This window comes from Lentilitoribacter sp. JB5-8 (genome assembly GCF_055693385.1).
Window position 1 is genome coordinate 2,920,561 of the sequence record NZ_CM146332.1, and the last position, 14,853, is coordinate 2,935,413.

At 44.6% G+C, this 14,853-nt stretch carries 15 protein-coding genes and 1 pseudogene; 11 read left to right on the forward strand and 5 right to left on the reverse strand.

Annotation, left to right across the window (positions count from 1 at the left end):
- The first annotated feature begins 3 nt into the window (after nt 1-3).
- From ACZ1GZ_RS14285 to ACZ1GZ_RS14305, 5 genes are all read left to right on the forward strand, one after another.
- Nucleotides 4-243: a hypothetical protein gene (locus ACZ1GZ_RS14285; RefSeq protein WP_472665563.1), complete on the forward strand. Its 240-nt coding sequence runs from the start codon at nt 4-6 to the stop codon at nt 241-243.
- The gene (locus ACZ1GZ_RS14290; protein ID WP_472665564.1) at nt 219-890 is read left to right on the forward strand and encodes a DMT family transporter; all 672 of its coding nucleotides are present in this window, start codon (nt 219-221) and stop codon (nt 888-890) included. Before ACZ1GZ_RS14285 ends, ACZ1GZ_RS14290 begins: the two co-directional genes overlap by 25 nt.
- Nucleotides 891-1,139: 249 nt before the next feature.
- Nucleotides 1,140-2,363, forward strand: coding sequence for a multidrug effflux MFS transporter (locus ACZ1GZ_RS14295; protein ID WP_472668316.1), 1,224 nt, complete (start codon nt 1,140-1,142; stop codon nt 2,361-2,363).
- Between the two features lie 26 nt (nt 2,364-2,389).
- Nucleotides 2,390-3,208, forward strand: coding sequence for a methyltransferase domain-containing protein (locus tag ACZ1GZ_RS14300; RefSeq protein WP_472665565.1), 819 nt, complete (start codon nt 2,390-2,392; stop codon nt 3,206-3,208).
- Nucleotides 3,209-3,219: 11 nt separating this feature from the next.
- Nucleotides 3,220-4,101, forward strand: coding sequence for an NAD(P)-dependent oxidoreductase (locus tag ACZ1GZ_RS14305; RefSeq protein WP_472665566.1), 882 nt, complete (start codon nt 3,220-3,222; stop codon nt 4,099-4,101).
- A gap of 25 nt (nt 4,102-4,126) precedes the next feature.
- Here ACZ1GZ_RS14305 and ACZ1GZ_RS14310 read toward each other — a convergent pair whose 3' ends face one another.
- Entirely contained in the window at nt 4,127-4,612 is a 486-nt protein-coding gene (locus tag ACZ1GZ_RS14310) for an Lrp/AsnC family transcriptional regulator (RefSeq protein WP_472665567.1), read from the reverse strand.
- A 280-nt stretch (nt 4,613-4,892) separates the two neighbouring features.
- Between ACZ1GZ_RS14310 and ACZ1GZ_RS14315 the strand changes: the two genes are divergently transcribed.
- Complete coding sequence (locus ACZ1GZ_RS14315; RefSeq protein ID WP_472665568.1) at nt 4,893-6,431, forward strand: sensor histidine kinase; 1,539 nt, start codon at nt 4,893-4,895, stop codon at nt 6,429-6,431.
- Nucleotides 6,432-6,473: 42 nt separating this feature from the next.
- Here ACZ1GZ_RS14315 and cobT read toward each other — a convergent pair whose 3' ends face one another.
- A complete protein-coding gene (gene cobT, locus ACZ1GZ_RS14320; protein WP_472665569.1) occupies nt 6,474-7,490 on the reverse strand; it encodes a nicotinate-nucleotide--dimethylbenzimidazole phosphoribosyltransferase in 1,017 nt (338 codons plus the stop codon).
- 145 nt (nt 7,491-7,635) lie between these two features.
- Between cobT and cobS the strand changes: the two genes are divergently transcribed.
- Entirely contained in the window at nt 7,636-8,415 is a 780-nt protein-coding gene (gene cobS, locus ACZ1GZ_RS14325; protein ID WP_472665570.1) for an adenosylcobinamide-GDP ribazoletransferase, read from the forward strand.
- A gap of 35 nt (nt 8,416-8,450) precedes the next feature.
- A pseudogene (locus ACZ1GZ_RS14330) lies at nt 8,451-8,683 on the forward strand (DUF1289 domain-containing protein).
- A 1-nt stretch (nt 8,684) separates the two neighbouring features.
- Here ACZ1GZ_RS14330 and ACZ1GZ_RS14335 read toward each other — a convergent pair.
- Together ACZ1GZ_RS14335 and ACZ1GZ_RS14340 are read right to left on the reverse strand one after the other, a co-directional pair.
- A complete protein-coding gene (locus tag ACZ1GZ_RS14335) occupies nt 8,685-9,500 on the reverse strand; it encodes a sulfite exporter TauE/SafE family protein (RefSeq protein WP_472665571.1) in 816 nt (271 codons plus the stop codon).
- 113 nt (nt 9,501-9,613) lie between these two features.
- Nucleotides 9,614-10,534, reverse strand: a complete 921-nt coding sequence (locus ACZ1GZ_RS14340; protein ID WP_472665572.1) for an extensin-like domain-containing protein — start codon at nt 10,532-10,534, stop codon at nt 9,614-9,616.
- A gap of 77 nt (nt 10,535-10,611) precedes the next feature.
- On the opposite strand from ACZ1GZ_RS14340, the gene ACZ1GZ_RS14345 reads away from it, so the two are divergent.
- Nucleotides 10,612-10,998 (forward strand): acyl-CoA thioesterase, encoded by a 387-nt coding sequence (locus ACZ1GZ_RS14345; protein ID WP_472665573.1) that lies wholly within the window; start codon nt 10,612-10,614, stop codon nt 10,996-10,998.
- A 17-nt stretch (nt 10,999-11,015) separates the two neighbouring features.
- Here the strand turns inward: ACZ1GZ_RS14345 and dusA are convergent, their stop codons facing one another.
- A complete protein-coding gene (gene dusA / locus ACZ1GZ_RS14350) occupies nt 11,016-12,029 on the reverse strand; it encodes a tRNA dihydrouridine(20/20a) synthase DusA (protein WP_472665574.1) in 1,014 nt (337 codons plus the stop codon).
- Nucleotides 12,030-12,259: 230 nt separating this feature from the next.
- Between dusA and ACZ1GZ_RS14355 the strand changes: the two genes are divergently transcribed.
- Together ACZ1GZ_RS14355 and ACZ1GZ_RS14360 are read left to right on the forward strand one after the other, a co-directional pair.
- Nucleotides 12,260-13,117, forward strand: coding sequence for a COG3904 family protein (locus tag ACZ1GZ_RS14355; RefSeq protein ID WP_472665575.1), 858 nt, complete (start codon nt 12,260-12,262; stop codon nt 13,115-13,117).
- A 239-nt stretch (nt 13,118-13,356) separates the two neighbouring features.
- A complete protein-coding gene (locus ACZ1GZ_RS14360) occupies nt 13,357-14,742 on the forward strand; it encodes an aminotransferase family protein (protein ID WP_472665576.1) in 1,386 nt (461 codons plus the stop codon).
- Nucleotides 14,743-14,853: the final 111 nt, after the last annotated feature.

Consider the following 14,853-nt stretch of genomic DNA (forward strand, 5'->3'; position numbering starts at 1 on the left):
AACGTGCACAATTCAGCTAATGTGCGTGGCGCGATTTTTATGTCGCTAGCCATGATGTTTTTCGTTACAGGCGATACACTGGTCAAATATTTATCAGCAGATCTAAACCTGGGCCAAGTACTCGCTGCGCGTGGGTTTTTCGCGCTGATTATCATCAGCATTTTGATGCAAAGAAAAAAGCCTGGCACCAAATCGCTGTTATCAAAAACAAGTGGGTCATGTCGCGCCAATTCAGCGAACTAGGCGCAACATTGTTCTTTTTCTATGGCCTGCTTTACACACCATTGGGAAATACCAGCGCGATTATGCAATCTCTACCGCTGACCGTGACAATGGGTGCGGCATTATTTTTGGGTGAAAAAGTTGGTTGGCGGCGCTGGACCGCAATCATCATTGGATTCATCGGAGTTATCATTGTTATCAGGCCCGGCGTGGAAGGGTTTAATTTTCACTCACTATTCATTGTTGTAGCGATTATGTTTATCACCATGCGTGATTTAGCAACCCGCAAAATGGGCACATCTATTCCGCTTTTGCCGATCAACTTTGTGATCACTTTCATGATCATGGTGCTTGGAATTGTTATGATGGTTTCCACCGGTGGTTGGAAACCAATGAATCTTGAGCATTTGGCTGTCATTTTAATTGGCGCAGGGCTTATACTTTTAGCCAATCAAACCATCATGCTGGCCATGCGCGAGGGTGACATTGCGTTCATCTCACCCTTTAGATACACAAATCTAATTGCGGCGCTCATTTTGGGTTATATATTTTTCGGCGAGATCCCGGATTTTTGGATGATTGTTGGTGCGCTCATTGTTGTCTTCACAGGAATTTACACATTCCATCGCGAGCGCATTAGCTTGAAAAGCAACCAATCAAAAGACTAGTGTTTATCGTTCTGGCTATATGTGTTTGATAAATTTTCGTGAAGTTCGAGTTGATCGGCTTCCTTTTCCAGCTCGACCATAAGTTCGTAGTGTTCGCACTCCCCCCAGGGCTCAAAACAAAATGGGCATTGCTGTTCTTCTTCGTCGTCTGTCATTTGATTTCTTTATTTTTATTACTAACAGGTACATTATTTATTTAGTTACAACTTACGCTCTTGCACAAGCTATTTTTTGATGTCAAAACAAGTTATGAACACCTCCCGTTTTTTAGATCGCAGCACACCACCAAGTATTTTCACACTGGTGATTATTGCCAGCATATCCGTCTTGAGTATGAATATGCTCTTACCCTCATTACCATCAATGACGGACCATTTTCAAACTACATATTCAATTATGCAATTTACGGTAACTGGTTACCTCGCTGCGACCGGTGCATTACAACTTGTGTTTGGTCCTCTGTCTGATCGTTATGGAAGGCGCCCAGTCATTTTAGCAGGATTCGCGATCTTTACCGGTGCATCTTTTATCTGCATGATCGCACCAAATATCGAAATTTTTCTGCTCGGTCGGATCCTTCAAACATCCTCTGCCGTGGGCATCGTTTTATCACGTGCGATCGTACGAGATTTGGTAAGTGCAGACAAAGCTGCATCCATGATTGGCTATGTGACGGTTGGCATGATGGTCGTGCCAATGTTCAGCCCGTTGGTCGGCGGCATTCTCGATCAATATGTTGGCTGGGAAGCTAACTTTGCTCTCATGGTTGTCCTCGGCACAATTTGTTTTACCGTTATTTATTTTGATCTTGGTGAGACCAACAAAGCAACTTCATCATCTATGATGGAGCAGATTAAATCCTATCCGGAGCTTATTAAATCACGGCGATTTTGGGGATATACACTCACCGCATCATTCACCTCCGGGGCCTATTTTTCCCTGCTAGGCGGTGGCGCTTATGTTGCAACGGAACATTTGGGATTATCGCCCGTTGCATTTGGCTATCTGTTTCTGTTCATTTCAACCGGATATCTTTTGGGTAACCTTGCAAGCGGCCGTTATTCCACCAAATTCGGCATCAATAGAATGATGCTTGCTGGCGGAATAGTATCCGCATCCGGATTGACCTTGTCTCTTCTTTTAAACCTAGCAGGTTTTGTAAATGCATTGACCTTCTTTGGTCCGATATTTTTTCTCGGTTTAGGCAATGGTCTAACACTACCAAATGCCAATGCAGGCATGGTGAGCGTTAGGCCCCATCTTGCCGGCACAGCGTCGGGACTAGGTGGTGCTGTTATGATTGGCGGAGGATCGGCCATGGCTGCATTTGCCTCTTCCATCCTCACACCTGAAACCGGTCCCTACCCACTCATCGCATTTATGTTGGCAACGAGCTTGTGCGCACTTGCAAATACCATATATGTGATAGTAATCGAACGCAGTTCTTCTGAACCAATAAGCGAAGTTTCCTAGCGCGAATAAAAATACAGGTCGACCAGATGGATGAAGAAAAGCTAGCAGATGCTTACAATAAAGCACTCGCATTAGAGAAAGCTGGAGATTTTGAGGCTGCGGCAGTCTCTTATCACGAAGTATTAAAGCTCGATCCAGATGATCATGGAGGCGCGAGTGTGCGCTTGGCCAGCATGAAAATGGGTGCCGTCCCAGATAAGGCTCCTCAGTCCTATATCGCAACGCTGTTTGACCAGCATGCAGATGTGTTTGACAAGGTCTTAGTTGATGATCTTGGGTATGATGTACCTGCAATGAGCGCCCACCTTTTAAAATCATTAAATATTGGCGAGTTCAAACACGTCCTTGATTTAGGTTGCGGAACGGGCCTTATGGGTGTGCAACTACAAGACATCTCAGATGTGATGATTGGCGTCGACCTATCGGAAAACATGGTTGAGATTGCCTATGATCGAGAGATCTATGAAAGCCTCTATGTTGCAGATGTTGAAGACTATCTTGATGACAATGATGAAGACGCTTTTGATCTTATTTGTGCGGGAGATGTTTTGCCGTATCTGGGTAATGTTGAAAATTTCGTCAAAGGCATTTCAAATAACTTGATCGCCAACGGCCATACCATTTTTTCAACCGAAACACTTCCTGACGAAGAATTTACGGATTCTGGTTTTACAATTGGAGCACATCAAAGATATGCTCACAAACTAGATTATCTCGATGAAGTTTTGAAAAATAATGCACTCTCAATTTTGATATCTCAAGATATTGTCGTTCGCCACGAACAAGGTAAACCCATCAATGGGCATCTTATTTTGGCGCAAAAGCTAAATACACGATCTAAGTAAAAGGAACTAAAATGGCAAAAGTCGCTTTCATTGGACTTGGTGTAATGGGCTATCCTATGGCCGGTCATCTTAAAACTAAAGGCGGGCATGATGTTTCCGTTTACAACCGCACCACGGCAAAGGCTGAAAAATGGGTCGCAGAATTCGGTGGCGCTTTAGGTAAAACGCCGGCGGAAGCAGCAAAAGGTGCAGACTTCGTTTTCACTTGCGTTGGAAATGACGATGATCTTCGTGCTGTTACCTTGGGTGCGGATGGCGTTTTAAGCACAATGGAAGCCGGTAGCATCTTAATTGATAATACCACGGCATCTGCAGATGTTGCCAAAGAATTGGCGACCGCAGCTCAAGCCAAAGGCTGCGGATTTGTTGATGCACCCGTTTCAGGTGGCCAAGCGGGCGCTGAAAATGGTGTTCTTACTGTCATGGTAGGCGGTGATGCAGCGACATTTGCCAAAGCTGAACCGGTCATTAGCAATTATGCCAAAATGGTTGGCCACATGGGCGATGTTGGTGCCGGTCAACTTACAAAAATGGTCAATCAAATTTGTATTGCTGGTTTGGTTCAAGGTTTATCGGAAGGTATCAATTTCGGCAAAAGCGCAGGCCTGGATATTGAAAAAGTTATCGAAGTCATCTCAAAAGGCGCCGCGGGTTCCTGGCAGATGGAAAACCGTTACAAAACGATGAATGCAGGTGAATACGAGCACGGTTTTGCGGTGGATTGGATGCGCAAAGATCTTGGCATTGTATTAGATCAAGCAAATACCAATGGCGTAAGCGTTCCGGTCACCGCACTTGTTGATCAGTTTTATGGTGATGTTCAGGCAATGGGCGGAAACCGTTGGGACACATCTTCCCTGCTCGCACGCTTGGAAAAACTCAGCAGCAAGTAATCCTGTTCAAAATTATATGAATTTATCAATCGGTGGAACGACCGTTTTCCACCGGTAGATAATCCAAAGGCAACTCTGTTGTATATTTGATTTTTTCCATTGCAAACGCACTGGAAACATCGCGAATTTCAATCCGCTCAATCAAACGCCGGTAAAAATCGTCATATGCTGCGATATCCGGAACAACGACGCGAAGCAGGTAATCCACCTCACCGCTCATTCTGTAAAACTCAACGATTTCAGGGAAATCAATAATGACTTCAGAAAAGCGTTTGAGCCATTCTGTGCTGTGAGAATTCGTGCGGATCGAAACGAAAACCGTGACCTTCACATTGACCTTCTCAGCATCGAGCAATGCAACACGGCCACGAATGACACCGTCTTCCTCAAGCTTTTGAATGCGTCGCCAGCACGGTGTGGTCGAAAGGCCGACTCTCTTTGCTATATCTGCGACAGCCAATGTCGAATCTTCTTGCAACAGACGCAAAATTTTGCGGTCTAATCGATCCATTTAGTTACCCACCAACTCGTTCCAATGTCTTACGAAGTTACGCAAAAGTAGCGATTAAACAAGTGCTAAATCTTAGAGTTCGGTGCAATTGTGCCCAAAAAAAACACGAAATCCACTATAAACAAACATAAAATGGCATATGGAAGTCATTCAACTCCTTCCTACCCAACATTTTATACCAATTGTAAGTAAATATCCCTGGCAAAAAGAGAATCAAAAACAAGTTCTTAAGCATTTAACGCTATCATATCTGCAAGGTCGTAAATCTATTGAGTAAAATATGCCGAATTCTGATAGCCAAAACGTCGATAAAATTATTGTAGACCGCACGCAACGCAAACCCAATGAAGCAGTGATGAGCGCGGTTAAAGATAAGCGTGAGCAATTGCAACATGGCGGTTCTATTACCAAAAGCTATGCACGCGAGATGATTGTGTTCCACACAAATAGTGTTTTGGAAGGTGCAGCTATTGGACCATTGCTAGTCATTGCAACTGCTGCGATGAGTTATTATCTACAGCACTCTGTGCAAATGATGGTTTGGGCTATTTTAGCATCACTGTCCTATACGGTACTCACATTGGTTGCGCAAAAAGCTGCAAAGATCTCACCCTCTGAGATTGATGAAAAGTCTTGGACACGTCGATACAATTTTAGTTATGTGCTTATTGGTTTGGCATGGGCAAGTTTTGTTATCATGCAACAAAACAATCTCACAGATAGCGACAGTTACGTATTTTATGCCGCTGTACTGCTCATCATGGCAGCAACAATCGCAACATCGACCTTTGCCCTTAAGGGGGCTGTCTATTATGTGCTTTTACCGGTCATGCTGACATTGGCTGGTTATGCAGCGTTTTCACAGTCATTCGTAGATTTTGGTCACCTCGCATTTCAATGTGTTTCGGCCGCATTTTTTATATTGTTAAGCCGCAAGCTTTATCAATCGAACCTTTCCATATTAGAACATCAGATTGAAAAAGACGCCCTTATTGCTGAATTGGAAGTCGCTAACTCACTTTCAGATGAAGCCCGACGCAGAGCTGAAGAAGCAAATTTGGCAAAGTCGCGATTTTTAGCATCAATGTCACACGAACTGAGAACCCCGCTTAATGCGATTTTGGGTTTTTCTGAAATTATGAAAAACGGCGTCATGGGTAAGATCGAAAACCCAACTTATGTTCAATATATGGAAGACATTCATGGATCAGGCCAACATTTATTGAACTTGATCAATGAGATTTTGGATTTGTCACGTATCGAAGCTGGTCGCTATGAGCTTTCAGAAGAAGCTGTTTCATTGCAAGATATCGTTTCAGATTGCTTGAGCATGGTTACGCTAAAAGCACGTAACAAACAAATCTCTTTATTGGAAATGTTTGAGGCAGATTTGCCCGCTGTTTGGGCAGATGAAAAAGCCATACGCCAGGTTATCTTAAACTTGCTTTCGAATGCCGTAAAATTCACGCCAAGTCAGGGCGAGATTAAAATCAAGCTTGGCTGGACAGCTGGTGGCGGTCAATATTTGTCCGTAACCGATAACGGAACCGGTATCGCCGAAGAGGAAATCCCGGTCGTCTTATCCGCGTTTGGCCAAGGTTCAATTGCTATTAAAAGCGCTGAGCAAGGTACCGGATTAGGCCTGCCAATTGTGCAAGCGATTATGAAAAAGCATGAAGGCAACTTCATTCTAAAATCGAAATTACGCGTTGGCACAACAGCGACATGTGTATTCCCAGCCAAACGGATTATGCAATCTATTTCGCCGGTTGAGCATCAGCGCGTTGATGCACCAAAGCAGCGCTTGGGACAGCGCTAGGTTATTCAACAAACTAATCGGATCTGAAATGCACACAAAGATCTAGTCTTTGTCGCTAACCCCAGCTTGTTCAAATGTAGCCATGCCTGAGTGACACTGTGCAGCTGCTTTAACAATCCCTGCAGCCAAAGCCGCACCTGTTCCCTCACCCAATCGCATGCCAAGAGCAAGAAGCGGTGTTTTTCCAAGCTTTTCAATGACCTTCATATGCGCAGGCTCTGCTGAAACATGGCCAATCATACAATGGTCGAGCGCTTTTGGATTTGCGGCGTGTAAGATGGCCGCAGCGGCTGTCGCCACAAAACCATCGATGATAACCGGAATACCTTCAACCCGAGCCGCCAAGATAGCACCCGCCATTGCTGCAATTTCGCGGCCACCTAATCTGCGCATGAGTTCTAATGGATCGTTTAAATGGTCTTTATGTAACTCAACGGCCTGTTGAACAGCATCGATTTTTCGTTGCAAACCATCACCTTGAGCACCGGTACCAGGTCCAACCCACTCCTCAGCACTACCGCCGTATAGTCCATAATAAATAGCAGATGCGACAGTTGTGTTTCCAATTCCCATCTCACCAATACACAAAAGATCCGTACCACCAGCAATGGCTTCCATACCAAATGCCATGGTCGCAGCACATGCTTGTTCATCTAAAGCGGCTTCTTCGGTAATATCAGCGGTTGGTAATTCGAGCGCTAAATCAAATACCTTCAATCCCAAATCATAAGCAACACAAATTTGGTTGATCGCAGCGCCACCTGCAGCAAAATTTTCAACCATTTGTGCTGTAACAGAAGATGGGAACGGTGAAACACCTTTATTGGTTACACCATGGTTTCCAGCAAAAATTGCAACAAGCGGTCGCGTGACGGCAGGCTTACGTCCCGTCCATGCCGCAAGCCAGAATGCAATTTCTTCCAGACGACCTAAAGCACCAGGAGGTTTGGTCAACTGGCCATCTCGTTCGCGCGCCATGTCAACGGCTTGCGCATTTGGCCCCGGAAGGTTTTTTAAAAGTTCACGAAAGTCATCGAAAGGTAATCCGCTGGCCGACATGTCTAGCTCCAAACTATTGCAATCTTTAAGCAAGAATCTCTTGAAACTTACCGACACCAGCTAGTAAAGGTCTATATCGATGATGACAACCGCCTCGCGCGACATTATCGTCGCAATTAGAAATCAAATGAAATCGGTCGCCAAAATGAGCCATTCAATACACATTGATAAAGTTGCACAAGCTATCGGCTTTTTAAGCAGATACCCCGTTCCATCTGAATATTTCGACACTGACGATGGCAAGATGACCGAAACCTCAGGTTATTATGTTATCGCAAGTGTTTTAATCGCCTTTCCTCTGGCACTGGTCGCCGCAGTTCTTGCAGCCCTTGATGTAAATGCAATGCTGATTGCAGCATTATTGGTAGCTGGCTTAACCTTTATAACAGGTGGTCTGCATGAAGATGGGCTATCGGACTGCGCCGATGGATTTTGGGGATCATCTGGCAAGGATAAAATATTACAAATCATGAAAGATTCACGCCTTGGAACCTATGGAACTCTGGCTTTGGTATTTTCAATTCTGATTAAGTTTGTTGCGCTCTCACTTGTGCTTGAACATATGACTGCATTTTCAGCCTTCATCGTTATTTTGGTTGCAAGCAGCGCATCACGCGGGATCATGGTTTGGCATTGGTCAGAACTACCGCCCGCACGCGAAGATGGGGTCGCAGCAAGTGTTGGAGAACCATCTGCAAAATCTATCCAGCTCAGCATGATGAGTATTGGTATTGTTTGTATTACTTCCTTCATCTTTGGTGGATTTCTCGCAACTGGATTGGCTATTTTATTTTCGGCTGCAATCACGCACTATTTTACAAAACTAACTGATGATAAAATTGAGGGACACACCGGCGATACAATCGGAGCAACACAACAATTATCCGAGATTGCCATCTTAATTGGTTTTGCATTGACTGTCTGATTGCAATCGGGATTTTGATATCTATATATTCGTTCATGGCTAGCATAGAATCACCTTGCAACCTTGTTTGCTCAATTGACTTAAAGACCGGATATTGTTTTGGATGCGGACGCACTGGACGAGAAATCACGGCTTGGGTGAATTATACGCCTGCTCAAAGACGGCAGATTATGGATATCTTGCCTGAGCGCATGGAACTTATCGAAAAAAACCACGCCGCGAAACCAAACGCCAGCGTTTAGCAAGAGAGCGTGTTGAGAAGCTTTAGCTTAAATAGAGCTTGCAAAAAAGCGCATCGCGACCAAAATAAAGAATAAACCAAATCCAATTTCTAGCTGACGTCGCTTCAGCTTATGCGCAAGTTTAGCCCCAATAGGTGCAAATATCAGTGTTGTAGGAATAACCAGGATCACAGCGGGCCAATAAATATATCCAGTAGCATATTCGGGCAGATTTTCAGTGCCCCAACCTGCAACGATATATCCAAACAAGCCCGGAATTGCGATCAGCACCCCAACACCTGAGGATGTGGCAACCGCCTGATGCATGGGACGACCAAAAAGTGTCATGAATGTATTGTTGAAAACGCCACCGCCAATTCCCATCAAAGCGGAAAACAAGCCAATAATATAACCGACGATTAAACGCCAAAGCCCTGTTGGAACATCATTTGCGATAATCCAGCCTGGGCGGTTAAACAACAAACGGATCGCAACCAAAGTTGCAATGATTGCAAAAATTAGCCGCAATGCATTTCCTGAGGCAATCGAAGCAAAATAAGATGCAGTCAAAACCCCAAGTGGTATTACGATAATCCATTTACGGATGGTCTCATCATCAACGGCACCATAGTTTTTATGAGCAAAATACGATCTGATGGAGGTTGGAATTATAATGGCCAACGAGGTGCCTATTGAGACATGCATAACAACAGACTCGTCCATGCCTAACGCACCAAAAGCTTGAAAAAATACCGGAACTAATACAGCGCCACCGCCCACACCAAACAAACCAGCAAGCAAACCCGCGACAATACCGGTTGCCAGCAATAAGGTTGCAAAATAAACAAGATCAATAGAAAGCATCTACAAAGCCAAGCCAACCGACGTGATTGTCGGATCGGCCAAGTCATAGTTGACAATACTGCCCAAAGCCACCCTTGGGCTGGGAAATATTGGATACAACTGACAAGACTGGATTAGAGCGAGCAATGCCTATAGCTGGTTTTTCGTTGGCGCAAATCAAAATGAAAATGATCTTTATGGTATCGATCGCTTCCTGGGCCAAGCACAGTGGTGAAGTATTTGCAGCTTTCAGAGCGCACACTATGCAGCAGCCCTTTTTCACGGAATGCAAATAATCCTGGCCGTCTTACCACAATTGTTTTACCGCTATTGAGGTTGATTTTGCCGATATCAATCGCATTTCCTTTAGCGTGTTCTGATAATCTACCACCGACTTTGTTATTCATTGTCCGGCATGAATAAGCTGACATTTGGTGAATTGATTTAATGCCCGACAAATAGCGAACGCGTGCGGCTGTTGCCAATTCGTTTTTAACCCATTTTGCAAAAGCAAGCGCCATTGGGCAGTTCAATGTCGCATCAGGTATGATATCAATCCCGCCCGACAGAGATTTAACTTTCACCGGCGCGGCAATCCCGCAAGCACCTTTACCCACAATTGGGGCTGGTAATTCAAAGCGAACACCCAATCGTTTCAATTGACGTTGGCAAGCTGTTTCGGCACGATTTGCACCACCTAAGAATGATGGTTTTGACAACAAGCCCGACACAAGAGTTTTCTTCTGCGGCGCTTCCTCAGTCACATTTCGGTTTTCAAAGCTCTGATCAAATGGCGCAACATTTGGTGTGCGGGGAGAATTGACCGGCCCAATTAACGTGCCCTGTGGCACCGGCCCTGTGTTTGTGCTGGGCGTATTTGGTGTGATTGAAGACACAACATCACCTGGTGGCAATAAAACCCTCTCCGGAGTACATGAGGTCAAAACAAGACAAAACAGCACACTAAACGCTGTAATGCGCTTTAAATTCCGAAGGTTACCCAATTTAAAACCCTGCATGATACGCAAAACTCCTGTTGCAAGGACAAGTTTCACCTAATATGCCTGATTGAGGTAAAGGAATTATGAGTCTAAAATTAACCATGAATTCCTGAAGATATGACGAGGTTTTAATGTCCGATACTGAAACACCAACAGGTGAGCTAACCCTTCGAACACTTGCCATGCCGGGCGACGCCAATGCAGCTGGCGATATTTTTGGTGGATGGGTGATGGCGCAAATGGATTTGGCCTGCGGTATTAAAGCTGCAGAACGCGCCCATGGCCGTGTTGTAACAGCAGCAGTTAAAGAAATGGTCTTTAAAAAGCCGGTTAAAATCGGTGACACGTTGGGGATTTATATCGACATTGTTAAAGTTGGACGAACATCCATGACCTTACAAGTTGATGCCTGGGTCCAACGTTATTTAACCGAAGTAACTGAAAAAGTGACCGATGCACGCATTGTTATGGTCGCGCTGGATGAAAACGGCAAACCAAAGCAAATACCTGAAGACTAGATTTCGCCGCCAAAGAATTATTCAGCTGCAGTCAATTCAAACTCAATTGCATCAAATGCTTGCTGGATTACCTCAGGGGTCGCATCAGCTTTCACCGCATCTGTTGACAAAATTTGTCGAAAACGACGCGAACCACGCTGGCCATGAAACAATCCCACCATGTGGCGTGTTACATGGATCAATCGGCCACCCTTTGACATATGTTCATCGGCATGGATCATCATCGCTTCGCAAATCTGTTGCCAGTCAACGGTGCTGGGCTCATCACCATAAATTTGATGATCTACATCCAATAGTAAACCAGAATTATGATAAGCTGCGCGCCCGAGCATTACACCATCAACATGTGAAAGATGGGTCTTAGATTGATCAAGATCAGTTATGCCACCATTTATTCCAATAAATAAATCCGGATTATCTGCCTTTAAGCGGTAAACACGATCATAGTTTAACGGCGGGATATCACGGTTTTCTTTCGGAGATAAACCTTGCAGCCAGGCTTTACGCGCATGTACCCATAATGCGTCAACGCCAACAGCAATCAAACCCGAGGTCATCTCATCAAGCGCAATTTCCTCATCCTGTTCATCAACACCAATGCGGCATTTCACCGTCACAGGAATATCCGTCACAGATTTCATTTTTGAAATACATGATGCCACTAATTCTGGTTCACGCATGAGGCAAGCACCAAATGTGCCTGATTGAACGCGATCGGACGGACATCCAACATTTAAATTGATTTCATCATATCCAAATTCAGCGCAAATTTGTGTCGCCTGTGCCACTCGATCAGGATCAGAACCACCAATTTGCACAGCAATGGGATGCTCCATATCATTATAACTTAGCAAACGTTCCGGATCGCCATGCAAAATCGCCTCTGCAACCACCATCTCAGTGTAAAGCAGCGCGTTCTTGCTCAATAACCTGTGCAAATAGCGACAATGCTTGTCCGTCCAATCCATCATCGGTGCAACGGCAAACAACTGATCCTTATTTCGATATGAATTTGCAATGTGGTCCGACACTTAATCCAAATCACTTTCTACAAAACGTTTGATGTCATCGTTAGCTGCCTTACTCATGGGGCACCCATTGATCATGAAAGGCATGAAATACGCGAAATTGCTTATAAGCTGCAAAACTATCAGAAGCAATGAGTATTGCCGCACATATCTCCGCATTTTCATCTCCAAAACTGCATCAATTGGCATTCCCACACCAAGCTGGTACTTTGATTAAACAGTGAGGAAATCGCATGTGGGAGCGCGCAGCTTATTTTAAAAACCATTGGTATGGCCAACATTCCATCGCTCGGGTGGTATGGATAAACCTGTTTGCGTTCAGTCTAATCCTGTCTGTTTTGCTAGATCTTTTACCTGAACCACTAAAGGGCTTTCAGCTAACAATTGGACTATTAATATTAGGCGCAATCCTGATCTGGCAGCTCATCGGTGCAATTCGCACACTCAAAAACGCCAGACGCGACGGGACGGATGTCACTTTAATTGCCATGCTTTCAATTGCGATCATTCTGATAGGTTCCAACTCGATCTTGCAAAGCTATGAGTTCATAAACCCTTCTCAAAAAGAGGCCGTGACCAGTGAAGCTGAAGTCATTCAGCCGTTACCAATATCTGATGATGGCCGAGTGATGTATCTATCCGGTGATATTAATTACCAGCTCTATCATTCATTTTTAAAAACACTAGATGAAAACGATCAGATTAAGACAGTTCAGCTGAAAAGCCCGGGCGGCATTATTTTTGCAGCGCGCGCCATTGCGAACAAAATGACCGAATTGAATTTAAACACGCAAGTGGAGGAGAATTGTTTTTCCGCTTGTACCTTGATTTTTATGTCTGGAAACAATCGTCAATTGAGTGAGGACGGCAAACTGGGCTTTCATCTATATGCGACCAAATCCATGCTGAGCGCATCCATACTTGACATTGATGCACAAGTAGAAAAAGATAAAAATTATCTGTCGTCCCGCGGTGTCTCTCAGGACTTTATCCAAACAGCCTATAGCACCCCACCCGATCAGATCTGGATACCAAATCGTCGCCAGCTCGAACAAGCTGGTATTATTGAACCATCACATGCAGATAAATAATCAATATATTTGACCATTTAGTAAAAAATATTTGCCATTTTTAAAGTTTGATTTAAGGTCGCTACTCAACACATAACAATACAACCTACGGAGCCGATAACCACGTAAAATGACTTAGATTACTCATCTGGCTCATGGCTTACAAAATCTGGTACCATAGATGAATGATATCAGGCACTGTTCGCTTAAATCCTTCGAAACTAAGGTGGTTGTCAATTGAACATTTAAGGAGGTCCATCATGGACGGAGTTAGCAATCAAAATGATTTCCAAGAAGTTGTTGAGAATGATCGTGCCCATGTTTGGCATCATCTCAGCCAACACAAAAAATTCGAAACTGACGACCCACTCATCATCATCGAAGGTAAGGGTCTGCGTGTTTGGAACCAAGCTGGACGTGAACATCTAGACGCGGTTTCAGGTGGCGTATGGACCGTTAACGTTGGCTATGGCCGTGCAACTATTGCAGATGCAGTGCGTGACCAACTCGTGAAGATGAATTTCTTCGGCGGAACAACAGGTAGCATTCCAGGTGCGATGTTCTCAGAACGTTTGATCAGCAAAATGCCTGGTATGAGCCGTGTTTACTATTCAAATTCGGGTTCTGAAGCGAACGAAAAGGCTTACAAAATCGTACGCCAAATCGCGCACAACAAATATGGCGGCAAAAAGCACAAAATCCTTTACCGTGAACGCGATTACCACGGTACAACCATCACCGCCCTTTCATCAGGTGGTCAAGAAGAGCGCAAAGCGCAATATGGTCCATACACACCTGGATTTGTGTCTGTTCCGCATTGCCTTGAATATCGCTCCCAATGGGGTGATGTTGAGGATTACGGCGTGCGCGCAGCAAACGCTATCGAAGAGGTCATTCTGCGTGAAGGTGCCGATACAGTGGGCGCACTTATCCTAGAACCAGTAACTGCTGGCGGTGGTGTGATCACACCTCCTGAAGGCTATTGGCCACGCGTTCAAGAAATCTGCAAAAAATATGACGTTTTGCTGATCATCGATGAAGTTGTTTGCGGCATGGGCCGAACAGGTGAATGGTTTGGCTATCAGCATTACGGTATTGAACCAGATATGGTGACAATGGCAAAAGGTGTAGCATCCGGTTACGCGGCCATTTCATGTACAGTCACAACGGAAGAAGTGTTTAACATGTTCAAAGCTGATCCAAGTGATCACATGAGCTATTTCCGCGATATTTCGACATTTGGTGGCTGTACTGCAGGTCCTGCTGCAGCGCTTGAAAACATGCGTATCCTTGAAGAAGAAAACCTGTTGGAAAACACGACCAATATGGGTCACTATCTTCTTGACGCACTTGAAGGGCTTAAAGCCAAGCATGCAATTGGTGGCGACGCTCGCGGTAAGGGCTTGTTCTGTGGTCTTGAATTGGTGGCAGATCGGGACACGAAGGAACCGCTGCCTGAGCCAATTGTTCAGCAAATTGTCGGGCGTTGTTTCTCAGAACATGCGGTTGTTATTGGTGCCACAAACCGTTCACTACCTGGTTTGAATAACACATTGTGTTTAAGCCCAGCATTGATTGCATCCAAGTCTGATATTGATGAAATTGTTGCGGCAATTGATGAATCAATAACATATGTGACAGCGTAAATTTAGCGCATGTAGCATTCTTTAAAAACCAGGTCTTTTCGACCTGGTTTTTTTATGCCCTTTGATTTTTCAATCGCTATTGCAAGTTGGTTTCCCATCATGCATGGTTTG